Raw genomic sequence first — 26,894 nt, forward strand, 5'->3', positions numbered from 1 at the left:
GCCGATCCATGGAAATGCACCAGGTCCGCTATTTCCTCGCGGTTGCGCAGCTGTTGAATTTTACGCGCGCCGCCGAGGAGTGCAACGTCACGCAGCCCTCGCTGACGCGCGCGATCAAGCAGCTCGAGGCCGAACTCGGCGGCGATCTGTTCCGCCGCGAACGGCCGGCGGCACAACTGACCGAGCTCGGCCAGCGCATGCATCCGCTGCTCAAGCAGTGCTACGACGCAGCGGCCGGCGCGCGCTCGCTCGCCTCTTCATTCAAGGGCGGAGAGATCGGCGCACTTCGTATCGCGCTCACCCATTCGATCGACCTTGCGCTTCTGATTCCGCATCTCAGCGAGATCAAACGGCAGTTCAACCGGCTCGAACTCCGCTTCCTGCGCGGCTCGAGCCGCGATGTCGCCGAGTTTCTGAAGAAAGGCGAAGCCGAGCTTGGCATCGCCGCCGAGATCGACGAGTCCTGGGAACGGCTCGACGTGTGGCCGCTGTTCACGGAGGGTTTCGAGCTCGTCGTCAGCAGCGGACACCGGCTGGCCGGCCGCAGCAACGTCGAACTCGACGATCTGCGCGCGGAGCAGTTGCTGGGGCGGACGTTCTGCGAGCACTCCAGCCGCATCGCTGCAAGCCTGCGCGAGCACGGCATCGAGCATGGACATGAGATTTCGAGCGAGCGCGATCTGATCGAGCTGGTCGAAGCCGACGTCGGCGTCGCCATGGTGCCACATACCTCGCAGGTGCCGGAGAGCCTCAAACGCGCCGCTGTCACCGGGCTCGATGCGCGCCGCACCGTCAGTCTTTACGGCGTGGCCGGCCGGCAGCGCACGGCGGTGGCCAACGCCGTGATGCGGATGCTGCGCGGCGCGGACTGGCGGCAGATTGCTGGGTAGCTGCGATAACTATCGCTGCTGCTCTTCTCCTTCTCCCCTTGTGGGAGAAGGTGGCGCGAAGCGCCGGATGAGGGGTTTGCATCCGCGCACTCGACGCGAAATATTCACTCGTGGAGAGAGAGACCCCTCACCCGTCTCGCCGCTACGCGGCGAGCCACCCTCTCCCACAAGGGGAGAGGGAAAGACTATTCGGCGCTATTGATCGACGCCCGCATCTTCCAGCGCTGCGAGCAGATCGTCGATCTCCATGCGCTTGCGGAAATCGGGGTCGACAAAGCGGGCCTTCACGATCCCGTCGCGACCGACGACGAACACGGCCGGGATCGGCAGCATCCAGCCGTCATTGCCGTGGAATTTCGCCATGTCCTGATAAGACAGCAGGCTCTGGATTTCGGCGCCGAGCCAGATCGCGAGATTGAGCGACAGCGCATAGCCGTTGTCGAGATCGGTCAGGACCGGAAATGGCGCGCCGGATTCGGCCTTGAGCTGCCGCGCATATTCCTGCGTCTCCGGCATGATCGCGACGACGCGCGTGCCCATGGCCTCGATGCGGCCCAGCGCCTGGACGACCGCGCGGACGTTGAGCCGGCAATAGGGGCACCAATGGCCACGGAAGAACATCACCGCGACCGGGCCGCTCTCCAGCAGCGCAGTCAGCGTGACGAGACGCCCGCCGTCGTCCGGCAGCATGAATGGCGGCATCGCATCGCCCGGGCGTGGCGCGGTCTCGCCTCCGCCGTTTCCGCCCAATCGCCTCACCAGGCGGTCGACCGCCTCGCCATAGGCCGGGAAGACCTCGCGGCTGGCATCGGCATAGGCGCGGAGCTGTTCGTTCAGCGTGCCGTCCATGTCGCGGCAGCGCAGGAAGGCAGATCTGAGCCGCTCGGCGTCGGCTGGCAAGAGAGACGTCATCTTCCGCTCCGGCGTTCGTGAGATGAATATTAGTTTCCTGGTTCGGCCGCCCGCAAGGGGGCGGCCGCAATGCCGGGACCGGTTCAGTTCACGTAGAAATTGCCGGTCGGATCCAGCCGGCCCCAGGTCGAGTACAGCGTGCCGTTGTCCATGAAGAAGACGGTGTTCTCCGGCACCTTCTTCGCGTTCTTCATCATGGCCTCGTGGTTCTTCTCGGCAGGGGCCATGGCCATCGCCGACATCTTGCCGGGTCCGCCATAGATATAGGCCATGCCGGCCTTGAAATCCCAGGCCGCCTCCGAGAAAGCCGATGTCGCGATGACCGCGAAGGCGGCGGTGAAAATCAGGGTTTTGGACACTTTCGTCATGAGATGCTGCTCCGGATTGACATGCACGCCCGCCAATCGGGCGCACTGCCATCGGACGCCAGACACAGGAGAAGCGGAAATGCCGATGCCCAATCGGTTCGATAGCCGCCGCGCATCAACATAGCGCGCAGCTATCGCATCGAGAGCAAGCCGGCATTTCAGAATCGAGACGGTCTCGACGAAGCTCCTGCCATCGCCGGCGACCAGCGAGGTCGCGGCCAACTCAGGAGACCTCCCATGTTCACGAGCCACACCTTCTCTCGCCTGCTCTGGCCGGGCCTTGCCGCTATCGGGGCACTGACGGTCTCGGCGCAGTCAGTCCTCGCCGGCGAATGTCCGGCCGACAAGGTCAAGCCGAACGCGCAGCAGATGGTCGACTACAAGCCTGTCGGCGTCACCGACGTCACGCTCGGCGCAATCGACCTCGGCAAGCAGCCAGCCCATATCGAGGGCCGCGAACTCCGCTTCCGCAAGCTGACCATCGAGCCCGGCGGCATCGTGCCCTGGCACAGCCATGACGATCGCCCTGCCCTGATCTTCGTGCAGCAGGGCGAAATCGTTGAACACGCCTCCAACTGCATCGATCCGATCGTGCATAAGGCCGGCGACATTCGTCCCGAAGTCTACGGCACCTCGCATTGGTGGAAGAACCTCGGCAAGGAGACCGTCATTCTCTATGTCGGCGACGTCCGCAAGGATCCCAACGACCATCACATGTAACGAGCGCACCCAGCCCCAGCGCACTCGTTACCGGATGTGGCGCCCGGAATCCCCCATGCCATCCGCATGCCGGGCGTCACATTCTTCAAGGACAATCACGCCATGACCGATCTTTCCGCGTCGATCAAACCGGCCGCGATGACGATGGAGGCGCACTCGCCTGGTTTCGCGCTGCGCTCGCTCGTGATCGGCCTCACCGCATTCCTGACCGTCGTCGACCTTTTCGCGACGCAGGCGATCCTGCCCTCGTTGACGCGGCACTACGGCGTCACCCCCGCAGCAATGGGCTTTGCCGTCAACGCCAGCACCTTCGGGATGGCCATTGCGAGCCTCGTCATCGGTTTCTTCAGCCCGCGCATCAACCGCCGGGCCGGCATCCTGGTGAGCCTCCTGCTGCTGGCAATCCCCACCAGCCTGCTGGCGTCCGCACCCGATCTTGCCGTCTTCACGATCTTGCGGGTCGCCCAGGGCCTGTGCATGGCGTCTGCCTTCGCACTCACCCTCGCCTATCTCGGCGAGCAATGCAGCGCGATGGATGCCGGCGGCGCGTTCGCCGCCTACATCACCGGCAATGTCGCGAGCAACCTCTTTGGCCGGCTGATCTCGGCGGCGCTCGCTGACGGCCTCGGCCTTGCCTGGAATTTCTATGTCTTCGCAGCGCTCAATCTGGCCGGCGCGGTGCTGGTCTATTTCACCATCGGACGCGTGCGGCCGATGCATGCGATGATGCCGGCGGCTTCGCCGCTCGCCGCCACCATCGCGCATTGGCGCAATCCGCGGATGCGCGCCACCTTCGGCGTCGGCTTCTGCATCCTGTTTGCGTTCATCGGCACCTTCACATTCGTCAATTTCGTGCTGGTACGGCCGCCGCTGTCGCTGGGCATGATGGACCTCGGCCTCGTCTATTTCGTCTTCCTGCCGTCGGTCGTCACGACGCTGCTCGCCGGCAAGGTGGCCGCACGGCTGGGAACGCGGCCTGCGATCTGGTTATCGCTCGCTACCGCTGGACTGGGCCTGCCCTTGATGCTGGCGCCGCATCTCGGTGAAGTGCTCGCCGGCATGGTGATGGCCGGCATCGGCACGTTCTTCGCGCAGGCCGCAGCGACAGGCTTCGTCGGACAGGCCGCAACCGACAACCGCGGCATTGCCAGCGGGACCTATCTTGCGTGTTACTTCTGCGGCGGGCTGGTTGGTACCGCCGTGCTCGGACGATTGTTCGACAAGTTCGGCTGGCACGCCTGCGTCGCGGGTGTCGGCGTGTCGCTCGCGCTGGCGGCCCTGCTCACCTTCGCCCTGAAGCGCTAGCGTCTCGCCGGGGTTTCCTGCGGCGGCTCGTCGTCGGCGATGGCGCGCCAGGCGGCGCCGTCGAGGTCGTCGTACTGGCCGCTTTTCAGCGACCAGAGGAAGGCAACGAGACCGGCACCTCCGAGCATCAAGGCCAGCGGCACCAGGATGACCAGGATCTCCATTACCCAATCTCCCGCGAGGTGTTCCGGGCGCGCAGCGAGTTCAGCATCACCAGGATCGATGATCCGCTCATGGCCGCTGCCGCAATCAGCGGCGTGACGATGCCGCTGATCGCGACCGGCACGGCGAGCACATTGTAGCCGATCGCCAGCCAGAGATTTTGTCGCATCAGATGTAACGCTTTGCGCGAGGCATCGATGGCGGCGACGACGGGAGCGAGCGGCCGGCCAAGGAAGACGAGATCGGCGGTGGCCTGGCTGAGATGCGCGGCCGAGATCGGCGACATCGAGACATGAGCGGCCGCCAGCGAGGGCGCGTCGTTCATGCCGTCGCCGACCATCAGCACTTTTGTGCCGCGCCGCTTCAGCTCCTCGATCCGCGCGATCTTGTCGGCCGGCGTCACGCCAGCGCGCCACTCGGGAATGCCGAGCGCATGCGCCGCCGCGATCACCGCCGGCTCACGGTCGCCGGAGAGAATCTCGATGCCGATGTTGCGCGCCTTCAGCGCCGTAATCACGGCCTGGGCGTCCGGTCGCAGCCCCTGGCGCACCGAGAGGATGAACTTTTCGCTCCCCTTGCTGAACGCGACGATGGAGGCCTTGGGATCGAGATCGTCGGTCAAGCCGACGAGTGCCTCGGCGCCGCAGAAGGACGGACGGCCAAGACGAAGCTCGACACCGTCCACCGTGGCGCGCACGCCCTGGCCGGCCTCCTCGACAGCTCCGACGATCGGCGACTTCGCGCCGGCGGCCTGCGCCACCGCGGCGGCCACCGGATGATGGCTCGACAGCGCCAGCCGGCCGGCGAGTTCAAAGACATCGGCAGGGATGTCGGCCGCGTTGGTCACTTCGAGATCAGGCAGCGTCAACGTGCCGGTCTTGTCGAAGATGATGTGGTCGGCCTCGGCGAGGCGTTCGATCGCGTCGCCGGCATTGAGTAGAACGCCGGACTTGAACATGGCGCCCGCCGCGACGGTCTGCACGGTGGGGATCGCAAGACCCAGCGCACAGGGACAGGTGATGATCAGCACGGCGACGCCGGTCACGATCGCATCGTGCCACGACGCGCCGGCGACGACCCAGCCGAGGATCGTGATCAGCGCCGTCGCATGCACCACCGGCGCATAAAGCCTCGAGGCCCGGTCGGCGAGCCGCATGTAGCGAGAGCGTGCGGCCAGCGCGTGGTCGAGCAGCCGCGTGATCTCGGCGAGCAATGTCGCTTCCGACGCCGCCGAGACCCGCACCCGCAGCGTGCCGGAGATGTTCATCGATCCCGCATAGACCGGCGTACCCTGCTCCGCGGTGACATAGAGCGTCTCGCCGGTGATCAGGCTCTGGTCGATCTCGGAGCGTCCCTCGATCACGGTGCCGTCGACCGCGCAGCGCTCGCCGGGCCGCAGCAGCACGATATCGCCGGGATGGATCGCTGCGACCGGCACCTGGGAGATTTCATCAGCCCCGATGAACTTCGCCGCGGTCTCCGCCTTGAGCGCGGCGAGATTGCCGGCGACCGCGCGGGTGCGCCGTCGCATGTTCTGGTCGAGGAAGCGGCCGACCAAGAGGAAAGTCAGCAGCATGATCGCCGCGTCGAAATAGGCGTGCTCGGCATGGTGGATGGTCTCCACCACGGACATGCCGAGCGCCAGGCACACGCCGATCGAGATCGGCACGTCCATGTTGGTGGTCTTGTTCGACAGCGCGCGCCAGGCCGAGCGGAAGAACGGCTGGCCGGCATAGGCCGCCGCCGGCAGCGCGATCAGCGCCGACAGCCAGTGGAAGAAGTCGCGCTGCTCAGGCAGCATGTCCGAGACGTTTCCGGACCACACCGGGATCGACAGCATCATCACGTTCATGGTGGCGAACGCCGCGACGCCGAGACAGCGCAGCAGGAAACGGGATTCGGCGACCTCGGCCTCTTCCGCGCTTTCAGTCTCGTAAGGATAGGCCTTGTAGCCCAGCTCCTCGAGCCTATCGATGAAGCGAGCCGGATCGAGCGTGCCGGCCTTCCACTCCAGCGCGACGCGCCGGTCAGTGAGGTTCACGCGCGCCAGCGTGACGTCGGGAATGGCGGAGAGACCGCGCTCGATCTTGGCCATGCAGCCGGCGCAGTGAACGCCCTCGACGGCGAGATCGATATGCTTGATCCCCTCGCCCGCGGCGCGGACATAGTGCGAAAAATCCCGCGTGACCTGCATGACCATGTCCCTCAATTCAGGATCACGCGGTTGCGCGACATGAACACGCGCGTGCCGCGCGCTTCCCCTTCGATCACGAGATCCCACTGGCCGGGCGCGACGGCAGCGGCATTGCCGCGATAGGTGCCGATGCCGGCCTCAGTAAGCGCGACGGCGAGGTCGGCGCGCTTGTCGGTCGGCCGCTCCAGGCGGCCGCCGAACTTCAGCCCGCTCACCGGCTGGCCCTTGGCGTCACGCGCGTCGACCTGAAGCGTGGCACCGCCATCGGCGCGGCGCTCGATATGGGCGCTGACCTGCCAATTTCGCGCGGCTTGGTCGTGAGCTGCCGATATCTCGCGGTCATAGTTGAGGCCCGCGGCGTAGGGACTGTCGACGTCGGTGCCGGGCAGCGTCGCGATCGCGAGCTTCATCATGGTGACGTTGACGCCGATCACGAGCCCGAAGAAGGCGACCAGCATCAGGAACACCTTCGTTCCGGTCAGCGGCTTGGTTGCCATGGCAGTCTCCTCGTCTTACGGCGCGACAAAGTTGTCGGTGGTGGTCGCGACCTCGCCGAGGCCGATGTCGGTGACGTGGAAGCGCACCGGGATCGACTTCTCCGGATTGCTCTCCGCCGGCGCGGTGATCAGCAGGCGCAGCTCGCTGGTGGAGTCGCGCGGAATCACGATCATCGGCCGATCAGGCGTCACCGAATCGATGCCGACGACATGCGTGGTCAGATTGGCCGGGCCGTCCGCGTCGATCGCGACGACGCGGTCGTAGCCGCTCTTGTTGAGCAGACGCACCGTGTAGGCGTTGCGGATCGAGCCGTCGCTGAGCCTGACCGCGACCGGATTACGGTCGTGCAACACGTTGACGTCGAGCAGGCTGCGGGTCGCAAGCGTGTAGATCATGATGCCGCCGACCGCCGCGATGATCGCGCTGTAGACGATGGTCCGCGGCCGGACGATGCGATAGACCGGCGCCTTGCCTTCCTGGCGGCGCTGGATGTTGATGTCGTTGTCGTAGCCGATCAGCCGCTTCGGCCGGCCGATCTTGGTCATCACGTTGTCGCAGGCGTCGATGCAGAGCCCGCACTGGATGCATTCGAGCTGCGGCCCGTTGCGGATGTCGATCCCGGTCGGACAGACCGCGACGCATTGATAGCAGTCGACGCAGTCGCCGACATGCTCGCCGAGCGCGCGCAGCTCGGCCGCCTTCTTCACCGAGGTGCGCTTCTCGCCACGGTCGTAGCGGTAGGTGACGTTGAGCGCCCATTCGTCGGTCAGCGCGGCCTGGATGCGCGGCCATGGGCACATATAGGTGCAGACCTGCTCGCGCATGAAGCCGGCGAGCACGTAGGTCGTCGCGGTCAGGATGGCGATCCAGATATAGGCGATCATCGGCGCCTGGAAGGTGACGAGCTCCTTCACCAGCGTCGGCGCGTCGTTGAAATAGAGCACCCAGGCGCCGCCGGTCCACCAGGCGATCAGCAGCCAGATCGAATGCTTGAGCACGATCTCGGAGATGCGCTCGAGCTTCATCGGATCGGACGACTTGTCCTTCTTCATCCGCTCGCGCCGGTCACCCTCGACGAGGCGCTCGACCGCGTAGAACAGGTCGGTCCACACCGTCTGCGGGCAGAGATAGCCGCACCAGATGCGGCCGCCGACGGAGTTCATCAGGAACAGCGCCACCGCGGCGACGATCAGAAGGCCGGTGAAGTAATAGACCTCCTGCGGCCACAGCTCGATGAAGAAGAAGTAGAAGCGGCTGTTGGGCAGGTCGATCAGCACCGCCTGGCTGGGCGCGCCGAGACCGCGATTCCAGCGCACGAACGGCAGGAAGTAGTAGACGCCGAGGCAGAATGCCATCAGGCCCCACTTGATCCGGCGGAAGGTGCCGTGGACGCTCTGGGGATAGACCTTCTTGCGGGCTGCGTAGAGCGGCCCGTAGTCGTCGTCCGATGTGAGCTCGTTCGGGTTCACGGTCTTGTTCATCGCGAAGTTTGTCTCGAAAAGGTGCGATTAAACCTAGACCCGGCGTCGCAGCGCCGATTGATCCAGCTCAAGCGGGGGCATTTTGTCCACCCCCGCCTGTTCTCCTTTGGCTACTTGCCGCCGCCCAGCGAGTGGACGTAGACCGCCATCGCCTTGAGGGTGGCGGGGTCGAGCCGGCCTTCCCAGGCCGGCATGACGCCGGCGCGCCCCTGGCTGATGGTCTCGATCAGGGTCGCCTCGTCCGAGCCGTAGAGCCAGATCTTGTCGGTCAGGTTCGGCGCGCCCATCTCCGGATTGCCCTTGCCGCCGTCGCCATGGCAGGCGACGCAATTCTCGGCAAAGATCTTCTCGCCCTTGGCGGCGTCGAAACCCTTGCGGGTCGACAGGCCCGACAGCGACCGCACGTAATTGGCGACCGTGACGATCTCGTCCGGCTTGAGCACGCCGTCCTTGCCGAAGGCGAGCATCTGGCCCTCATGCGTCTTGGCATGGCCGGAGCGCGCGCCGAACTGGATGGTCTGCATGATCTGCTCGAGCGTGCCGCCCCACAGCCAGTCGTCGTCGTTCAGGTTCGGAAAGCCCTTGGCGCCGGCGCCGCCTGAGCCGTGACACGGCGCGCAATTGTCGCCGAACACGGTCCTGCCCTTGGCGCGCGCGAGTGCGAGCAATGCCGGATTTTTCTCGATGTCGGCGAGCGGCGCCGCCGCCAGTGCCGCCATCTTCTCGCCGCGCAGCGTCTCGAGATTGGCGAGCTCCACCGCGAGGCTCGCGCGGGTCGAGTAGCCGAGCAGCCCGGTGGTGTTACTGGAGATCAGCGGCCAGGCCGGATAGACGATCCAGTAGCCGATCGACCAGATGATGGTGAGGTAGAAGGAGATCACCCACCAGCGCGGCAGCGGCGTGTTGAGCTCCTTGATGCCGTCCCACTCATGTCCGGTCGTGGACTTGCCGGTGACGGAATCGATGTCGCCATGATGATCGGTCATGATTTCTTACTCCTCCCGCAACGGCAGGCGTGCCGCTTCGTCGAACGCGGCCTTGTTGCGGGGCCAGAATGCGTAGGCGATGATCGCGAGAAAGATCGCGACGAACACCGGCGTCCAGATCGTGGTGACGAGGCTGGAGGCGAGATTGTCGAGTGTCAGGATGGCTTTCATCGGTGATGCCTTCTCAGCGAAGATTGGCTTTCTCGTTGTAGAGCTTGAAGTCGACCAGCGTGCCGAGCATCTGCAAGTAAGCGATCAGCGCGTCCATCTCGGTCGGCGTGCCCGCCTTGCCGTCGAAATTGCGCACGGCGGCCTTGGCGTAGCGCTTGGTGAAGGCGTCGGTGCCGGCATTGTCAGGATCGGCCTGGGCCTTCAGGTCGGCGCCTGCGTTCGCGATCTGCTCATCGGTGTAGGGCGTGCCGACGGCCTTGAGCGTCTTCATGTGGTCGGCGATCGTATCAGGGTCGACCTCGGTCTGACTGAGGAACGGATAGCCCGGCATCACCGACTGCGGCACGATCGCGCGCGGGTTGGTCAGATGGGTGACGTGCCAGTCGTCGGAATATTTTGCGCCGACGCGGGCAAGGTCGGGGCCGGTGCGCTTCGAGCCCCACTGGAACGGGTGGTCGTACATGCTCTCGGCGGCGAGCGAGAAGTGGCCGTAGCGCTCGACCTCATCGCGCAAGGGGCGGATCATCTGCGAATGGCAGAGATAGCAGCCCTCGCGCACGTAGACGTTGCGGCCCGCGAGTTCCAGCGGCGTGTACGGCCTGACGCCGTCGACCGCCTCGATCGTGCTCTTGAGGTAGAACAGCGGGGTGATCTCGACGAGGCCGCCGATCGCGATCACCACGAGGATGCCGACGATCAGGACGATCGAGTTCTTTTCGAAGATTTGGTGGCGTGTCCAGAACGACATGGAAAGCTCCTCATTGCGCCGGCTGGAGCGCGACGGGCATCTGGACTTCCTGTTCGCCGACGCGAACGGTCATCCAGAGATTGTAGGCCATGATCAGCGCGCCGATCAGAAACAGCCCACCGCCGGCGGCGCGGATGATGTAGAAGGGATGCATCGCCTCGACGGTCTCGATGAAGGAATATTCGAGGAAGCCGAGCGAGGTGTAGGCGCGCCACATCAGGCCCTGGAGGATGCCGGACACCCACATCGCCGAGATGTAGAGAACGATGCCGAGGGTGGCGATCCAGAAGTGCCAGTTGACGAGCTTGAGGCTGTAGAGGCCCTTGCGATTCCAGGCCCACGGAACCAGGCAATACAGCGCGCCGAAGGAGACGAAGCCGACCCAGCCGAGCGCGCCGGAATGCACGTGACCGATGGTCCAGTCGGTGTAGTGGCTGAGCGAGTTCACCACCTTGATCGACATCATCGGGCCTTCGAAGGTCGACATGCCGTAGAAGGCGACGGACACGACCAGCATGCGCAGCACTGGGTCGGTGCGCAGCTTGTCCCAGGCGCCCGACAGCGTCATCAGGCCGTTGATCATGCCGCCCCAGGAGGGCATCCACAGCATGATCGAGAAAGTCATGCCGAGCGTCTGCGTCCAGTCGGGCAGCGCCGTGTAGTGCAGATGGTGGGGACCGGCCCAGATGTAGAGGAAGATCAGTGCCCAGAAGTGGATGATCGAGAGCCGGTAGGAATAGATCGGCCGCTCGGCGCGCTTGGGAATGAAGTAATACATGATGGCGAGGAAGCCGGCGGTCAGGAAGAAGCCGACCGCGTTGTGGCCGTACCACCACTGGAACATGGCATCCTGGATGCCGCCCCAGGCGACGTACGACTTCGAGCCGAACACAGAGACCGGAAGCGCCGGATTGTTGCCGAGATGCAGCACGGCGATCGTCACGATGAAGGCGAGATAGAACCAGTTCGCGACGAAGATGTGCGGCTCCTTGCGCTTCATGATGGTGACAAGGAACACCAGCAGATAGACCACCCAGACGATGGTCAGCCAGAGATCGGCGTACCATTCCGGCTCGGCATATTCCTTCGACTGGGTGACGCCGAGCAGATAGCCGGTGCCGGCGACCAGGATGAAATAATTGTAGCCGAGCACAACGAACCAGGGCGCGAGATCGCCGGCAAGGCGCACGCGGCAGGACTTCTGCACGACGTAGAAGGACGTGCCTATCAGCACGTTGCCGCCGAAGGCGAAGATTACTGCGGAGGTATGCAGCGGCCGCAGGCGGCCGAAGCTGGTCCAGGGCAGGTCGAAATTCAGCGCCGGCCAGGCCAACTGCGAGGCGATGATGAGGCCGACCAGGAAGCCGGCGATGCCCCAGAACATCGCCATGACGGCGGTGAACTTGATCGGGCCCATGTTGTAGTTGGGGCGGCCGTTGGTCTCGGCCGGCGGCAACTCCGCCGGGCGATCGAAGTAGCGATTGATGATGCCGAACACCACAGCCAGGCTCGCGATCGCGCTGAGACCGGCATGGAAGGCGAAGGGCGAATCGAGCGCCTTGGCCGAGGCGATCACGCAAAGGAAGGCGGTGACTGCGAACACGGCAGCCAGTCCGCTTTCACCTGATGTCATGGATTTGGAGATGGAGGGCTGGCTCATCGCGGATTCTCTTTCGAAAGAACACGGAGCCAGAAACCACATTCACCCTCGCGGGGAATTGATTGAAATCAAGATATGCGGTTTGGTTCTGCCTCGGGGGCGAACATTTTTGGGGGAGCTCCCGTATTTCTGCGGAGCCGCCAGTTGAGGCGCCGAGGCTGCGAGGACCGCGCGGCAGACTCACTTGGGCGAAGGGTCGGCTCCGAGAGAACAGAACCGTAGGGTGAGCAAAGGCGCACTTGCGCCGTGCCCACGATTTGTCTCGAACACGCGACAGAAATGGTGGGCACGCTTCGCTTTGCCCACCCTACGACATTCCCCGAGGGAGGGGAATCACTCCATCGCCGTCGCCTTCAGCGCCGCAATGACGTCCTCGCGGGCGATGATTCCGGCGAGCTTCTGCGCACCGTCGAGCACGATGATGCTCCTGATGCGATGCTCGACCATGATCTGGAGCACGCGCGTCAGCCGCGTGTCGGGGCTGACATAGATGAACTCCGGCGTCATGACGTCGCCGATGCTGCGGCTCATCAGGTCGTGATAGCGCGGCAGCATCTGGTTTGGGGTGAACGCAAAGCATTTCAGGATGTCGAACTTGGTGACGATGCCGACCACCTGCCCGTCGTCCTCGACCGGATAGGAGTTGAAGTCGTCGGTCTCGAACATCTCGCTGAGCGCGAGCAGGTCCTGGTCGCGCCGCACTGTCCTGACCTTGCGCGTCATGTAGCGATCGACGGTCTCCTCGAGAAACTTGTACACGGCGCGTCCTCCTCGAATGGTTCAGTCAGTGCGACAGCAGCACGCAGCGCACCGACTGCGTGACCAGGTGCTCCGTAACGCCGCCGAGGATCAGCTCGCGAAAGCGCGAATGACCATAGGCGCCCGCAACGATGAGGCCGGCGCCGACGTCGCCTGCGACCTGCTCCAGTTGCGCGGCGGCGGTTTCGCTATCTGCGGCCTCCGAGATGCGCGCGCTCGCGGTGATGCCGTGACGGGCGAGCCAGGCGGCGACGTCGGTGACGCCGGCCATCACCATCTCCCGGTCGTCGTCCTGCTCCGGAATCTCGACAATGGTGACGTCCCTCGCCTTGTGCAGCATCGGCAGCGCGTTGGCCACTGCACGGCGAGACTCCGGCGTGTCCTTCCAGGCCACCAGCACGCTGCGCAAGTCGAGCCAGTTGACCTTGTCGGGGACGACGAGAAGCGGGCGGCCCGCCTGCATCACCAGATCCTTGGGGCTCGCCAGCGCGAACGCGTCGGGGAAGGCCGGGCCGTACCCGCCGCTGACGATGATGTCGGCGCAGCGCGCCTGCGCCAGCACGAAGCGGGCCGGAAAATCCATGGCGCTGCGCCATTCCGCCCGGCCGCCGCGCGCTTTCGTGGCGCTGCGGAACTGGGCTTCCAGATCGGCAAGGCGCTTCTTGATGGAGGCTTCCTCCTGATCGATCAGGTTCTGGGCTTCAACGCCGTCGGCGAAATAGAGCGGCGGCGCGAACCGCGCCGCGGCGACGCCGATGATGGCGGCCTCGAATCGCTCGGCGAGCTCGCCCGCGACCTGAAGACGCGCCTCATTGGACTGATCGAGCGCCAAGCTGACCATCACGGTCGCGTATGTCATGGGGGGTCTCCGCACAGCCAAAGAACTGGCGCGGAATCTAGCCGCGCCGGCGCGCCGCATGATGAGGTAGATCAAACCGCCCGGGCCGGCTTGCGGCAAATCCGCCAATGGAATCAGACATCCGAACTTGCCTCTCGCCCGCTCATGGGCGAAATTGCGGCCATGTTCGCGGCATCGCCGGCCGCACCAGAATGGGAGCCATCGATTGTCGCCGACCCGTGTAACGCACCCGCCAGACGACAGTCGCGGCGAGCATTTCCGGGTCCGAATCGAGGGGTTCGGAGTCGGCACCTGGGATCTCGACCTCACGACGCGGGAGCTGGAGTGGTCCGAAACCGCGCGGATGCTGCTGGGTATCGAGCGCGGCGAGCAGGCCAGCTACGAGCTTTTCCTCTCCCGCCTCGAGCCCGAGGACCGCGCCCGCGTCGAGGACGCGATCAGGCAGGTCACCGAGCATGGCGGCGGCTTCGACGTCTCCTTCAAGATTTCCGGCAATGCCGACCGCGGCAAATGGCTCAGGGCCCGCGCCGGCCTGATCCGGGACGATGCCGGCGTCGCCCGCCATCTCAGCGGCATCCTGCTCGACATCGACGAGGAGAAGCAGGTCGAGGAAGCCTTGCGCACGCGCGAGACTCACCTCCGCTCCATCCTGCATACCATTCCCGATGCCATGATCGTGATCGACGGCCACGGCATCATGCAGCTGTTCAGCACGGCCGCGGAACGCCTGTTCGGCTGGTCGGAGCAGGAGGCGATCGGCCAGAACGTCAGCATCCTGATGCCGGAGCCGGACCGCACCCGTCACGACAGCTACATCGCGCGCTATCGCTCGACCAATGATCCGCACATCATCGGCATCGGCCGCATCGTCACCGGCAAGCGCCGCGACGGCACGACGTTCCCGATGCATCTGTCGATCGGCGAGATGCAGTCCGGCGGCGAGCCCTATTTCACCGGCTTCGTCCGCGACCTCACCGAGCACCAGAAGACCCAGGCGCGGCTGCAGGAGTTGCAGTCCGAGCTCGTCCACGTCTCGCGGCTGACCGCGATGGGCGAGATGGCCTCCGCGCTCGCGCACGAGATCAACCAACCACTGGCGGCGATCAGCAATTACATGAAGGGATCGCGGCGGCTGCTCGCCGGCAGCGCGGATCCCAACACGCCGAAGATCGAGAGCGCGCTGGACCGCGCCTCGGAGCAGGCCTTGCGCGCCGGCCAGATCATCCGGCGGCTGCGCGACTTCGTCTCCCGCGGCGAATCCGAGAAGCGGGTCGAGAGCCTGTCCAAGCTGATCGAGGAAGCCGGCGCGCTCGGGCTAGCCGGCGCGCGCGAGCAGAACGTGCAGCTCCGCTTCAGCCTCGATCCCGATGCCGATCTCGTCCTCGCCGACCGCGTGCAGATCCAGCAGGTGCTGGTCAATCTGTTCCGCAACGCGCTGGAGGCGATGGCGCAATCCGAGCGGCGCGATCTCGTCGTCGCCAACAAACGCGCCAATGACGACATGATCGAAGTGGACGTCTCCGACACCGGCTCCGGCTTCCAGGACGACGTCATTCCAAACCTGTTCCAGACCTTCTTCACCACCAAAGACACCGGCATGGGCGTGGGACTGTCCATCAGCCGCTCGATCATCGAGGCTCACGGCGGGCGCATGTGGGCCGAGAGCAATGCATCGGGCGGCGCGACATTCCGCTTCACCCTGCCGGCAGCCGACGAGACCTGAGCAATGACGACCAAGGGACATGTCTACGTCATCGACGACGACGCCGCGATGCGGGACTCGCTGAGCTTCCTGCTTGACTCCTCCGGCTTCGGCGTCACGCTGTTCGAGGACGCGCAGAGCTTCCTCGACGCCCTGCCCGGCCTTGCCTTCGGCTGCGTCGTCTCCGACGTGCGCATGCCTGGGCTCGACGGCATCGAGCTGCTCAAGCGGATGAAGGCGCAGGCCAGCCCGTTCCCGGTCCTGATCATGACCGGCCATGGCGACGTGCCGCTCGCGGTCGAGGCGATGAAGCTCGGGGCCGTCGACTTCCTGGAAAAGCCGTTCGAGGACGATCGCCTCACCACGATGATCGAGACGGCGATCCGCCAGGCAGCGCCGGCGGCCAAGACCGAAGCGATCGCACACGACATCGCCGCTCGCGTCGCTTCCCTCAGCCCCAGGGAGCGCCAGGTCATGGAAGGCCTGATCGCCGGGCTCTCCAACAAGCTGATTGCCAGGGAATACGACATCAGCCCGCGCACCATCGAGGTCTACCGCGCCAACGTCATGACCAAGATGCAGGCGGGCAGCTTGTCGGAGCTGGTCCGCCTGGCGATGCGCGCCGGCATGCTGAAGGATTGACGCAAGTCGGATTGAGCCAAGTCAATCCGGGCCGCTCCGTCTGTGCTAGCCAGATGCGATGATCGAGATCGGCTCGCACCCTCAGCGGCTTCCCATGGCGCCTTCGGCAAAGCCCGTCGTCTATGTCGTCGACGACGATGCCGCCGTGCTGGGATCGCTGCGTTTCCTGCTCGAAACCGACGGCTTCGACGTGCGGACCTTCAGGAACGCCACGGCGCTGCTGAATGCCGCCAGCCAGCCCGGCGCCGACTGCTACGTGATCGACTACAAGATGCCCGACATCAACGGCATCGAGCTCGCCGGCCGCCTCCGCCAGTCCGACGGCGAGACCCCGGTGATCCTCATCACCGGCTATCCCGACGGGAATATCTCGGCGCGCGCGGCGGCTGCAGGCGTCAAGGACGTGATTCTGAAGCCTCTTTTGGACGAAAACCTGGTCAAGCGCATCCGTGGTGCGATCCAGGAAAGGCGCCGGAATTGACCTACGGGATTCTACGTAGGTAAACCTCCTTAAGATAACGCGCGAAATTTCCGGATTGCGCAAACCCGCGTAGCAATGCTCCATCACAACGGAGATGGCGCAGATGCTGACCCAGACGCTCGACACCCACGCGATCAACACGCAACTTCGTGGCAAGATTGCCCCCGCCCATCCCGTCACCGACCAGTTCGGCGCGATCACCGGCCATGTCGGGCTGGTCGCCACCGAGTTCTCCTATCGCAAGGACGAAGAGATCTACGGCGAAGACGAGCCGGCCGAATATGTCTACCAGGTCGTTTCGGGCGCCGTGCGCAGCTACAAGCTCCTCTCCGACGGCCGCCGCCAGATCGGCGCCTTCCATCTTCCCGGCGACGTGTTCGGCCTTGAATCCGGCCCCACCCATCGCCTCGCCGCGGAAGCCATCATCGACACCAATGTTCGCCTCGTGAAGCGCGCCAGCCTGGAGAAGGCCGCCGGCACCGACGTGCAGGTCGCGCGCAAGCTCTGGGCCATGACAGCGAGCGAGCTGCGCCACGCCGAAGATCACATGCTGCTGCTCGGCCGCAAGACCGCAATGGAGCGCGTTGCGACCTTCCTGCTCGAAATGGACCGCCGCCTCGCGGTCGCCGGCATGATGGCGCTGCCGATGTGCCGTCGCGACATCGGCGACTATCTCGGCCTGACGCTGGAGACCGTCTCGCGCGCGCTGTCCCAGCTCCACGCCCAGGGCATCCTCGGTTTCTCCGGCGCCCGCCAGATCGTGCTGCGCAACCGGGCGCGCCTGCACAATCTCGACGCCTGATTTTTCCTCCCCACTGACTTGGCCGGCTTGATGTCGTTCAGCCGGCCTTTTCTTTTGGCGCAAGGCGCCTGGTTTCCGGCATCACCAGCAGGATCAGCAACAGCCCCGTCGCCGCGATGCCGGACAGCCCGATGAACGCGGTGGCATTGCCGAACTTGTCGCTGACATAGCCGCCCAGCGCCGTGCTGAGCGACGCGCCGATGCCGGTCGCGGTGCCGACGATGCCCTGCGCCAGGTTGAAATGCCCGCTGCCGAAGGCGACGTCGGCGACGATCAGCGGGATCATCACCGCGAACACCGCCGCGGTGATGCCGTCGAACACTTGCACCGCGACCAGCAGATACGGATCGCGCACCGTGGCGAACAACAGGCCCCGGATCGTCAGCGCACCGAAGCCGATCAGCAGCAGCGGGCGGCGGCCCCACGCTTGCGCCTTGCGCCCGACCGTCGGCGACAGCAGCGCCACGATCGCCTGGGGCACGACGATGCAGAAAGCCACCAGCACCGTCGCCCACTGGCTCGACCGCGCCGTCACCGCGCTCGCCATCAGCGGCATCATCGCGGCGTTCGCCAATTGCAGCAGCAACACGCTGAGCGCGAAGACGATGAGCGGCCGCTGCCGGATCAGATGCCAGACATTGGTGTCGCCCGGGACCGGCGCCTCGCGCGGCATCTCGCCGTGGCAGCGCGCGATGTCCACTTCCTCCTCGCGGATCCGCGACAGCGCGATCAGGGTCGGGATCGCCAGCAGGAAAGTGACCAGGAACACCGAGCGGCTCGACAGCAGATAGCCGGCGGTGCCCATCACGGCCGCCGCGACGCCATTGCCGAGCGAGGCAAAGCGTGCGTTGCGGCCGAGCCGCTCGCCGATCGCGAGCGGGCCGACGAGGCCGAGGCTGATCGCCGCGATCGCAGGCCCCAGCACGCAGCTCGCCGCCGCATGCAGCGTCGCCGCCGTCACCACCACGGGGAAGATCGGCATCGCGGCATAGGCGAGCGCGCAGAAGCCGATGGTCACGATCGCAAGGGCTGCGACCAGCCGCTCGGATTTTGCGGCATCGATGATGGCGCCGCCCGGCATCTGCCCGATCAGCGCGACGATGCCGCCGATCGACAGCACGAGGCCGATCTCGACCTGGGTCCATTTCTGTGTCGTCAGGTAAACCGCGATGAAGGGACCGAACCCGGTCTGCACGTCGGCGAGGAAGAAGATGAACCAGTCGAGGCCGCGCAGGCTCTGGCGCGATGGCGTCGGAATGGGCGCAAGCCGCAGCGCGGCGGCGTTGTTCTGTTCAACGTGGCCGCCGCGATCCGCATGGTTCGGCTTCCTCGACAACAGCACAGGCAGTCAGCCCTCCCCGCGCCTCACTGGATGGCTTGCAGTGGTTGAAGACTGCCGGACGCGCCGAGCACGACCATCGGCGTGTCTTCCTTGTACTCCGGCGCGGCGGCGACCTGCGCCTTGGTCAGTTCCAGCGTGATGCTGTCCTTCTTGTTGGTGATCTTGCCGAAGCGAAGCGCATTCCAGTCCACCACGATCTTGCGGCTGCCGACGCCGAGGAAGCCGCCGAAATCGATCACGGCAGCCCGCACATGGCCGGTGCGGTCGACGATGATGTCGACGATGCGGCCCATGTCCTCGTCGGCGGCGCTGCGCACGTCGCGACCGAGCACGCCATGGGCGTCGCTCGCGCCGATGATGGTCACCGAGGGCGGCGGCGCGGCGTCCTTCGGGGTCACCGGCACGGTCGAGGCCGGCGGCTGTGCGGTCGCCGGCGCATTCGCTTCACTTGGCGGCGAGGTTGGGGCCGCCGCAGGCGGCTCCTCCGCGGCACGCGACATTGCGACCGTCAGGCCGGCGACGATCGCCACGCTCAAGACCAGCCATCGGACAGCACGCATGGACCCTCCTCGCGCGCCTAGCGCGCCAGCACGATCGAGACCTGGATCTGGCCGCGCGTGCGCAACACCTCCAGCGCCACGTCGTCGCCGTGGCGGCTGACGCGCAAATCGACGCTGGACTCGCCGAGGCGCAGATCGCGCAGGATCACCTCGTTCAGGAACGCCGGCAGATGCGGATTGCGCAAACGGATCTCGCCGCGCGCCACATCGAACTCGATGCCGAGCGCCGCCTCGAGCAGCGTGAACGGCGTCGCGCTGGCCCAGGCCTGCGGCGCGCAGGCGACCGGATAGAGCGTCGGGCCGCGCCGCTTCTCGCGCCGGAAGCCACAGAACAGTTCCGGCAGCCGGCGCAAATCCATGTAGGTCGCGGCGTCGAACAGGCCCTTGAAGACATGTGCGACCGAATGCTTGAGCCCGTAGCGCGCGAGCCCGAGCGCGATCAGCGCGTTGTCGTGCGGCCAGACCGAGCCGTCATGATAGGACATCGGGTTATAGCGCACCTCGCCTTGCGCGACGGTGCGGATGCCCCAGCCGGAGAAGAAGTGCGGCCGCATCAGATCGGCGGCGACGAGGCGCGCGCGGTCCTCGCGGATCATGCCGCTGAACAGCACCTGCCCGGCATTCGAGGTGCGCACCTTGCACGGCCGCTTCTTGCCGTCGAGCGCGAGTGCGTAGGTGCCGAGCTCCTCGCACCAGAACGCCTTTTCGAAGCGCTCGGCCAGCGCCTTGGCTTCGGTCTCGAGCTTGCGCACCCGGTCCGGCTTGCCGAGCCGCAGCGCGCAACGCGCGGCGAGCTGCTTGGCCGCGTAGACGTAGCCCTGGACTTCGGCGAGCGCGATATTGCCTTCCGCGAGCTGGCCGTCGGCATGGAAGATCGCGTCGTAGGAATCCTTCCAGCCCTGGTTGGCTAGCCCCTTCTCCGTCGCGCGCTGGTATTCGACGAAGCCGTCCTGGTCGGGATCACCCGGACCGTCGATCCAGGCCAGCCCCGCCTCGATCGCCGGCCACAGCTCGATTAGCGTCGCGGCATCGCCGGTGCGCTCGAAATAGCTTCCGGCGAGTAGGATGAACAAGGCGGTCGAATCGACGCTGCCGTAATATTGCGAGAACGGCACCTCGCGCAGCGCCGCCATCTCGCCGCCGCGCATCTCGTGCAGGATCTTTCCAGGCGCCGCATCGGCGAGCGGATCGACCGTCTTGGCCTGGAAATGGGCGAGCCGCCTGAGGACGCCCTTGGCGACGCGCGGATCGACCCACAGCATCTGTAGCGCGGTGATCAGCCCGTCGCGGCCGAAGGTCGTCGAATACCAGGGAATGCCGGCATAGGGATAACGCCCCTGCGGCGTCTCCGTCATCAGCATGTTGAGGTCGGCCATGGCCTGGCACAGCACCTCGTTGAAGATGTTGTTCGAGGTTTCGATGCTGGCCGCACCCATCGTGGAGTGCCGCATCTCGCGGCGATGGGCGAGCAAGCCCCGGAAGAACCGCGCCGGCTTTTCCGACGCCGGCCTGTTGCAGGACACCGCGACGAACAGCGATTTGGCCTGGTGCGGATCGAGGTCGATCTGCCAGGCCGCGGCGTTGACGGAGAGCCGCGTCGGCCGCGGGTCGAAATGCAGGCCGGTGGTGCGCTCGGCATCGTCGAGGCCGTGATAGTCGAATAGCACGTCGGTCGGCCCGAGCAACTTGCTCGTGCCGGTTCCGCGGCGCGGCCGCCGCTCGCCGCGGACCTCGAACAGGTCGGCGAAATCGTTGTCGAACAGCAGCATCAGCTCGAAGCTGGCCGGCCGCTCGCCGTGATTCTGCACGCCGATGCGCTGATAGGCCGAGCCGCGCCACAGGAAGATCGTGCGCACGATGTGCAGCAGGTCCTTCTGCAGCACGAGGGCGCCCTCGCGGTAGATGTCGGGATTGGTGAGATCGACCGTCAGCGCCGAATTGTCGTCGCGTAAGTTGGAGCCGAGCAGCAGCGGCTGGAGGTCGTTGAGCACGAGCTCCAGCCGCGCCAGGTAGCGCGTGTCATGGTGGAACAGGCCGTCCGGCCCGCCGGCCGAGGCGCCGATGTCGCCGTGACTGTCGAGCACGATGAAGGTGTCGTCGTGCTTGAGCGAGCGACGGGGCCGCGCCGACGGTCCCGTCATCGGGATGTAGAAGGGCTGCTCCGCGACTTGCTCCACGGTCCGCGCCACGGAGACGAATTTGGTGACGACTTCGGCTGCCATAAGCTGCTCCCCTGCCCCTGTTTCGAAACGCAACCAGCGCGGACGCGACTCTTGAGGTTACGCGGCGAACTTCGCGAGCCGGCTCATCTCCTGCGTCACCAGCTCCCGGTACGGACCGTGACCCTGCATCAGGCGGTCGGGCGCGCCGTCCTCGATGATCTTGCCGTTCTTGAGCACGATCACACGGTCGAAATTGCGCAGCGTCGCGAGCCGATGCGCGATCGCGATCACGGTGCGGCCGCGCATCAGGCGCGACAGCGCCTCGCGGATGGCCTCCTCGGATTCGCTGTCCAGCGCCGCGGTCGCCTCGTCCAGCAGCAGGATCGGCGCATCCTTCAGGAAGGCGCGCGCGATCGCGATGCGCTGACGCTGGCCGCCGGACATCTTCACACCGCGGTCGCCGACCATGGTGTCGAGACCATCAGGCAGATTCTCGACGAAATCGCAGCGGGCCGCAATAGCCGCGCGCAGCACCTCGTCGTCGGTCGCATTCGGGCGGCCGTAGCGGATGTTCTCGCGGATGGAACGGTGGAACAGCGAGATATCCTGCGGGACCACCGAGATCGCCTCGCGCAGGCTGAGCTGTGTCACCATCGAGATGTCCTGGCCGTCGACCGTGATGCCGCCTTCGTCGACGTCGTAGAAGCGCTGAAGCAGCGTGAACAGGGTCGACTTGCCGCCGCCGGACTGGCCGACCAGGCCGACACGTTGGCCGGGCTGCAGCCGCAGGCTGAACCGCTCGAAGATCTTCTCGCCGCCGGGATAGCCGAAGGTCACGTTGTTGAACGCGATCGCCGCGCCGCTCTTCACCAGCGGCTCCGCCTCGGGGTGATCGCGCAGCTCATGCGGCACCAGCAGCGTCGCGATGGCCTCGGTCAACCGCGCGACATGCTGGGTGACGTCGACCAGCGCCACCGCGAGATCGCGGGTGGCGTTGAGGATGGACAGGCCGAGGGTGCAGACCAGCACGACGTCGCCGGTGGTCGCCTCGCCCTGCTGCCAGAGCGTGATCGCCCAGGCCATCAGCGCAACGGTCAGGACGACTGTCACACCGGCATGGGTGAGCCGCAGCTTTTCGAGATAGCGCAGGCTGCGGCCGCGCGCGGTGAGCTCGCGATTGACGGTAGCGTCGAACCGCTCGTGCTCATGGCCGATGCCGCAGAAGGCGCGGACCAGCGGCATGTTGCTGATGACGTCGATCATCTCGCCGTCGACCACGGCCGCCTTGTCGGCGAAATCGTCGTGCAGTGGCTTGCCGGCGGCCGCCAGGTGGAACATCGCGATCACCATGCCGCCCGCGACCACGATCAGGCCGAGCGCCATATAGGGACTGACGGTTCCGATCAGCATGATCGCCGCAATTGTGGCAATGCACGGCGGCAACACATTCCAGACGAACATGTTCTCGACCGTGAACACCGCGTTCGAGGTCGCGGTGACACGGCTCGTCAGCATGCCCGGCATGCGGTCCGAGAAGTAGCTCGGCGCATGTCCGGTCAGATGGCGAAATATGTCACGGCGTAGATCGCCCGTGACACGAACGAAGGTAAAACTTGCTGTCCAGCTCGCGATCCGCCACAGGAAGTTGTCGGCAGCGATCAGCGACATGAGCAGAATGAATGCCAGCCATACGCTGCCACCATGCGATGTTCCCGCCGACAGACTGTCGACAAGGGATTTGACGCCGTACTGCGTGCCTACGGAGCAGGCAACGGCGGCGACGACAGCAGTCAGGATCACGAGATGCGACGCGAGACGACGTCGGAGATAGCGCAAGACAAAGGCAAATGGCCTGCGCGCGTATCCAGAAAGCTGATCCATGTGACACTCTACCCCGCGTGATGGTTTTAATTTTCGTAGCTGACCGACTGAACATCGACCAGCTCGCCTCGGTTCCCGGGCAAGCTCATCACGACATGCGGATGCGGACGATCTGCGAAGACGAGATGGCAGCATCGAGACAGGTGCGAGATGTGTCCAATAAGTAACGTTTGTTGAGAGGAACTTCGCAACTGCGGAAACGTTCCCTTTGCTGGCATTGCCGGTGCCGTACGCGCTGGGGGTTTTCAATATTCATGATCGCAAAGGAGAAGGTGAGATGCGCATCGCGCAGGTAGCTCCGTTGACGGAGGCTGTTCCACCCAAGCTGTATGGCGGCACCGAGCGGGTGGTGCATTGGTTGACGGAAGAGCTGGTTGCCCTTGGACACGACGTCACACTGTTCGCCAGCGGCGACTCGCAGACGTCGGCGAAGCTGGATGCCTTATGGCCGCGGGCGCTGCGCCTCGACGGTTCCGTGCGCGATCCGAACGCGTTGCACATGGTGCTCTTGGAGCGGGTGCGGCAGAAATGTGACGACGAGGAGTTCGACTTCCTCCACTTCCATCTCGACTATTATCCCTGGTCGCTGTTCCATCGGCAGCCGACGCCTTTCGTGACCACGCTGCATGGCCGGCTCGACCTGCCGGAGCATCAGCCGGTGTTCGAGACCTTCTCCAAGATGCCCGTGATCTCGATCTCGAATGCGCAGCGGCGGCCGGTGCCGCAGGCGAACTGGGTGACGACGATCCATCACGGCCTGCCCGAGACTTTGCTGACGCCGAAGCCGGCGAAACAGGAATATCTCGCCGTGCTCGGCCGCATCGCTCCGGAGAAAGGCGTCGACCGCGCCATCAAGATCGCGACCCATTGCGGCATCCCGCTGAAGATCGCGGCCAAGGTCGATCGCGCCGACCAGGATTATTACGACGAACTGATCAAGCCGATGATCGTGAACAATCCGCTGGTGGAATTCATCGGCGAGATCAGCGACCACGAGAAGTCGGACTTCCTGAGCGGCGCGCTGGGACTTCTGCTGCCGATCGACTGGCCGGAGCCGTTCGGCCTCGTGATGATCGAGGCCATGGCCTGCGGCACGCCGGTCGTCGCCTTCAACCGCGGCTCTGTGCCGGAGATCATCGACGAGGGCCTCACCGGCTTCGTCGTCGAGGACATCCTCAGCGCCGCCGGCGTCGTCAACCGTCTTCCGAGACTGGACCGCTCCGCGATCCGCAAGCAGTTCGAGACGCGCTTCACGGCGCGGCGGATGGCGCTCGACTATCTTGCGGCCTATCGCAGCCTGACCGAGGAGCAAGCACCGCGGATCAAGCTGGTGAGCAGCGCGGAGTAGTTGCCTCACCCACAGCTGTCGTCCCGGACAAGCGAAGCGCGGATCCGGGACCCATAACCACAGGATAGTGTTTGGCGAAGACTCGGAGTGACCGTCTCGTCCAAAACGTCTCCCTGGGGTTATGGTCCCGCGTTCGCGGGGACGACACCGAATACGTTGCTGCGGTGGTGGCTACACCACCACCGCCCGCTTCGGCTCCACGATCTCGAACATCCGCGGAAACTCATCCATCAGGCCCATCAGCTCGGCGAGCTTCATCGGGTTGCCTGACAGCTTGATCTTGCCGGCCGCCACCGCCTCCGGAAAACTCGTCAGCTTCGCGATCACCTCATCGAGCGTCGATCGCGCCAGCGTGAAGCTGGCATCGGCGCCTTCGGCCTGCACGCCCGCGGTATAGGTCAGCGCGCAGTTCTCCAGATTGAGCACGAAGGTCTCGCCGGTGTCCGAAAAGCTCCAGTTCAGCACGATGTGCTTTCCTTCCGCCTTCGGACCGTTGAGGCGAATGCCGAGCACGTCCCAGAGCTGCTCCGTGCGCAGCGCGGCCACCGTCTCGCGCGGCATCGGCGGACGCGGCGGGGTCTTCGGCATGCCCTGGCGTAATTCCTGCGCGCCGAACAGATAGGCGTTGCGCCAGGTCGCGCTTTCGGCGGCATAGCCCAGCTGCTCCAGCGTGTCCGCCAACAGCGCGCGCGCCGCCTGATTGTCCGGCTCGGCGAAGACGAGATGGCCGAGCGCCTGCGCGACGAAGCGGAATTCACCCTTGTCGAAATCCGCGCGCGCCCGCGTCAGGATCGCGTCGGCGCCACCCATATACGCGACGTATTTCTTGCCGGACTCGACCGGCGGCAGTGGATCGAGATTGACCGGGTTGGCGTCGTACCAACCGAGATACTTTTGGTAGATCGCCTTCACATTGTGCCGGATGTGACCGTAATATCCGCGGCCGTGCCAGGCGCCTTCGAGGCTCTTCGGCAACTGGATGGTCTCCGCGATCTCCGTCGCCGTGAGGCCGTGGTTCATCAGACGGATGGTCTGGTCATGCGCGAACTTGTAGAGATCGCGCTGCTGCCGGATCATGGTGCCGATGCGCTCAGTACCCCACACTGGCCAGTGGTGCTGGCCGCACATCGCCTCCGCCTTGCCGTCCCACAGCTGCAAGGCCTCGTTGAGGTACTTCGACCACGCCAGCGCATCGCGCACGTCGGCGCCGCGGAACGGCAAGAGATTGTGGAAATTGTGGGTGCAGTTCTCGGCAAGGTTCAACAGCTTGTAGCGCGGGATGAAGAAGTGCATCTCCGCCGGCGCCTCGCTGTTCGGCGCCATCTGGAATTCGAATGCGACGCCGTCGATCACGCGCCTGTCGCCGGTCGCCATGATCAGATCGGTCGGCCGCAGCAACGCGACCGAGCCCGCGGCCATCGACTTGCCGAGGCCGCAATCGACCTGGCCTCGTGCCCCCTTGGCCAGGAACGGCCCGAATTGGTACTGCGCCCGCCGCAGCATCGCAGGGCCCGCGATGATGTTCTCGGAAACCGCGTGCTCCATGAACAGGTTCGGCGCGATGATCGGCACGCGGCCGGTCGCCAGCGCATCCTCCTCCAGCACGCCGCGCGCGCCGCCCCAATGGTCGGTGTGGGTGTGGGTGAAGATCAAGGCCGCAACCGGCTTCTGGCCGCGATGCGCAAAATAGAGATCGAGCGCGGCACGCGCGCCTTCGATCGAGGTCAGCGTGTCCACGACGATGACGCCGCTGTCGCCCTCGATCAGCGTCATGTTGGCGATGTCGAGCCCGCGCACCTGGTAGACGCCGGGCACGACCTCGAACAGCCCATGCTGCATGTTGAGCCGCGACTGCCGCCACAGGCTGGGATTGACCGTCGGCGGCGCCTGCTCGGCGGAGAGGAAGCCGTAAGGCTCGAGGCTCCAGACCGTGCGCCCTTGCAGATTTGTCACCTTGGCATTGTCGATCGTGCCGAGGAAGCCCCGCGCAGCATCGTCGAAATCCCGCGTGTCGGAAAACGGCAGTGCGTTGAGCATCGCCGTCTGCTGCGCGATGACGGACGGCGTTGCGTCCTTGGGCTCGCTGCTGAACTCAGTCATTTTGCGTCCTCCCGGCCTGGCGGCATCTAACCGCATCTCGCGGATGATTGCCATCGCCGGTGGAGGCAGCACAGGTGCCCTTCCCTTCTCCCCTTGCGGGAGAAGGTGGCGCGAAGCGCCGGATGAGGGGTATATCTCCGCTCGTACGACTGCTCGTGAGG

25 protein-coding genes are annotated in these 26,894 nt (G+C 65.3%); 8 read left to right on the top strand and 17 right to left on the bottom strand.

Annotation, left to right across the window (positions count from 1 at the left end; genetic code table 11):
- The first annotated feature begins 8 nt into the window (after window positions 1–8).
- Window positions 9–890, top strand: a complete 882-nt coding sequence (locus tag AAFG16_RS34980; protein ID WP_342732661.1) for a LysR family transcriptional regulator — start codon at window positions 9–11, stop codon at window positions 888–890.
- 195 nt (window positions 891–1,085) lie between these two features.
- Here AAFG16_RS34980 and AAFG16_RS34985 read toward each other — a convergent pair whose 3' ends face one another.
- Together AAFG16_RS34985 and AAFG16_RS34990 are read right to left on the bottom strand one after the other, a co-directional pair.
- Window positions 1,086–1,802: a peroxiredoxin-like family protein gene (locus tag AAFG16_RS34985; protein WP_342732663.1), complete on the bottom strand. Its 717-nt coding sequence runs from the start codon at window positions 1,800–1,802 to the stop codon at window positions 1,086–1,088.
- A gap of 83 nt (window positions 1,803–1,885) precedes the next feature.
- A complete protein-coding gene (locus AAFG16_RS34990; RefSeq protein ID WP_342732665.1) occupies window positions 1,886–2,170 on the bottom strand; it encodes a hypothetical protein in 285 nt (94 codons plus the stop codon).
- A gap of 237 nt (window positions 2,171–2,407) precedes the next feature.
- Between AAFG16_RS34990 and AAFG16_RS34995 the strand changes: the two genes are divergently transcribed.
- Window positions 2,408–2,890: a cupin domain-containing protein gene (locus tag AAFG16_RS34995; RefSeq protein WP_342732667.1), complete on the top strand. Its 483-nt coding sequence runs from the start codon at window positions 2,408–2,410 to the stop codon at window positions 2,888–2,890.
- Between the two features lie 102 nt (window positions 2,891–2,992).
- Window positions 2,993–4,195: an MFS transporter gene (locus tag AAFG16_RS35000; protein WP_342732669.1), complete on the top strand. Its 1,203-nt coding sequence runs from the start codon at window positions 2,993–2,995 to the stop codon at window positions 4,193–4,195.
- Here the strand turns inward: AAFG16_RS35000 and ccoS are convergent.
- From ccoS to AAFG16_RS35050, 10 genes are all read right to left on the bottom strand, one after another.
- Entirely contained in the window at window positions 4,192–4,359 is a 168-nt protein-coding gene (gene ccoS / locus AAFG16_RS35005) for a cbb3-type cytochrome oxidase assembly protein CcoS (protein ID WP_342732671.1), read from the bottom strand. The genes AAFG16_RS35000 and ccoS overlap by 4 nt on opposite strands.
- Window positions 4,359–6,551 (bottom strand): cation-translocating P-type ATPase, encoded by a 2,193-nt coding sequence (locus AAFG16_RS35010; RefSeq protein ID WP_342732673.1) that lies wholly within the window; start codon window positions 6,549–6,551, stop codon window positions 4,359–4,361. The genes ccoS and AAFG16_RS35010 overlap by 1 nt, the downstream gene beginning before the upstream one ends.
- 11 nt (window positions 6,552–6,562) lie before the next feature.
- A complete protein-coding gene (locus tag AAFG16_RS35015) occupies window positions 6,563–7,048 on the bottom strand; it encodes a FixH family protein (protein ID WP_342732675.1) in 486 nt (161 codons plus the stop codon).
- 15 nt (window positions 7,049–7,063) lie between these two features.
- Window positions 7,064–8,530 (bottom strand): cytochrome c oxidase accessory protein CcoG, encoded by a 1,467-nt coding sequence (gene ccoG / locus AAFG16_RS35020; RefSeq protein ID WP_342732677.1) that lies wholly within the window; start codon window positions 8,528–8,530, stop codon window positions 7,064–7,066.
- A 110-nt stretch (window positions 8,531–8,640) separates the two neighbouring features.
- Entirely contained in the window at window positions 8,641–9,516 is an 876-nt protein-coding gene (gene ccoP, locus AAFG16_RS35025) for a cytochrome-c oxidase, cbb3-type subunit III (RefSeq protein WP_283080994.1), read from the bottom strand.
- Between the two features lie 6 nt (window positions 9,517–9,522).
- Window positions 9,523–9,687, bottom strand: coding sequence for a cbb3-type cytochrome c oxidase subunit 3 (locus tag AAFG16_RS35030; RefSeq protein ID WP_283080995.1), 165 nt, complete (start codon window positions 9,685–9,687; stop codon window positions 9,523–9,525).
- Window positions 9,688–9,700: 13 nt separating this feature from the next.
- Window positions 9,701–10,435 (bottom strand): cytochrome-c oxidase, cbb3-type subunit II, encoded by a 735-nt coding sequence (ccoO, locus tag AAFG16_RS35035; protein WP_342732680.1) that lies wholly within the window; start codon window positions 10,433–10,435, stop codon window positions 9,701–9,703.
- A gap of 10 nt (window positions 10,436–10,445) precedes the next feature.
- Complete coding sequence (gene ccoN, locus AAFG16_RS35040; RefSeq protein WP_342732682.1) at window positions 10,446–12,095, bottom strand: cytochrome-c oxidase, cbb3-type subunit I; 1,650 nt, start codon at window positions 12,093–12,095, stop codon at window positions 10,446–10,448.
- Between the two features lie 333 nt (window positions 12,096–12,428).
- Window positions 12,429–12,854 (bottom strand): CBS domain-containing protein, encoded by a 426-nt coding sequence (locus tag AAFG16_RS35045; protein WP_283080998.1) that lies wholly within the window; start codon window positions 12,852–12,854, stop codon window positions 12,429–12,431.
- A 25-nt stretch (window positions 12,855–12,879) separates the two neighbouring features.
- A complete protein-coding gene (locus tag AAFG16_RS35050; RefSeq protein WP_283080999.1) occupies window positions 12,880–13,713 on the bottom strand; it encodes a universal stress protein in 834 nt (277 codons plus the stop codon).
- Between the two features lie 205 nt (window positions 13,714–13,918).
- Here AAFG16_RS35050 and fixL point away from each other — a divergent pair, with 205 nt between their 5' ends.
- The 4 genes from fixL to AAFG16_RS35070 all read left to right on the top strand — a co-directional run bounded on the left by fixL (window position 13,919) and on the right by AAFG16_RS35070 (window position 17,340).
- Entirely contained in the window at window positions 13,919–15,436 is a 1,518-nt protein-coding gene (gene fixL, locus AAFG16_RS35055) for a sensor protein FixL (protein ID WP_342732686.1), read from the top strand.
- Between the two features lie 3 nt (window positions 15,437–15,439).
- Window positions 15,440–16,057 carry a response regulator FixJ gene (gene fixJ / locus AAFG16_RS35060; RefSeq protein WP_283081001.1) on the top strand — a complete coding sequence of 206 codons (618 nt, stop codon included), beginning with the start codon at window positions 15,440–15,442 and terminating at the stop codon, window positions 16,055–16,057.
- Between the two features lie 58 nt (window positions 16,058–16,115).
- Window positions 16,116–16,538: a response regulator gene (locus AAFG16_RS35065; RefSeq protein ID WP_283081002.1), complete on the top strand. Its 423-nt coding sequence runs from the start codon at window positions 16,116–16,118 to the stop codon at window positions 16,536–16,538.
- A 103-nt stretch (window positions 16,539–16,641) separates the two neighbouring features.
- Window positions 16,642–17,340, top strand: coding sequence for a helix-turn-helix domain-containing protein (locus AAFG16_RS35070; RefSeq protein WP_283081003.1), 699 nt, complete (start codon window positions 16,642–16,644; stop codon window positions 17,338–17,340).
- Window positions 17,341–17,377: 37 nt separating this feature from the next.
- Here AAFG16_RS35070 and AAFG16_RS35075 read toward each other — a convergent pair whose 3' ends face one another.
- Genes AAFG16_RS35075 through AAFG16_RS35090 form a run of 4 tightly spaced genes read right to left on the bottom strand, consistent with a single transcriptional unit; the run spans window position 17,378 to window position 23,285 of the window.
- Window positions 17,378–18,682 carry an MFS transporter gene (locus AAFG16_RS35075; RefSeq protein ID WP_342732688.1) on the bottom strand — a complete coding sequence of 435 codons (1,305 nt, stop codon included), beginning with the start codon at window positions 18,680–18,682 and terminating at the stop codon, window positions 17,378–17,380.
- Between the two features lie 23 nt (window positions 18,683–18,705).
- Entirely contained in the window at window positions 18,706–19,242 is a 537-nt protein-coding gene (locus AAFG16_RS35080; protein WP_283081005.1) for a PRC-barrel domain-containing protein, read from the bottom strand.
- A gap of 17 nt (window positions 19,243–19,259) precedes the next feature.
- Entirely contained in the window at window positions 19,260–21,464 is a 2,205-nt protein-coding gene (locus tag AAFG16_RS35085; protein WP_342732691.1) for an amylo-alpha-1,6-glucosidase, read from the bottom strand.
- Window positions 21,465–21,521: 57 nt separating this feature from the next.
- A complete protein-coding gene (locus tag AAFG16_RS35090) occupies window positions 21,522–23,285 on the bottom strand; it encodes an ABC transporter ATP-binding protein (protein WP_342732693.1) in 1,764 nt (587 codons plus the stop codon).
- 277 nt (window positions 23,286–23,562) lie between these two features.
- Here AAFG16_RS35090 and AAFG16_RS35095 point away from each other — a divergent pair, with 277 nt between their 5' ends.
- Window positions 23,563–24,633 (top strand): glycosyltransferase family 4 protein, encoded by a 1,071-nt coding sequence (locus tag AAFG16_RS35095; RefSeq protein WP_283081008.1) that lies wholly within the window; start codon window positions 23,563–23,565, stop codon window positions 24,631–24,633.
- A gap of 171 nt (window positions 24,634–24,804) precedes the next feature.
- On the opposite strand, the gene AAFG16_RS35100 is transcribed toward AAFG16_RS35095, so the two are convergent.
- Window positions 24,805–26,733, bottom strand: a complete 1,929-nt coding sequence (locus AAFG16_RS35100; protein WP_342732696.1) for an alkyl sulfatase dimerization domain-containing protein — start codon at window positions 26,731–26,733, stop codon at window positions 24,805–24,807.
- Between the last annotated feature and the right edge of the window lie 161 nt (window positions 26,734–26,894).

Origin of the sequence: Bradyrhizobium sp. B117 (assembly GCF_038969555.1) — a bacterium.
In the GTDB taxonomy this organism is placed as follows: Bacteria; Pseudomonadota; Alphaproteobacteria; order Rhizobiales; family Xanthobacteraceae; genus Bradyrhizobium.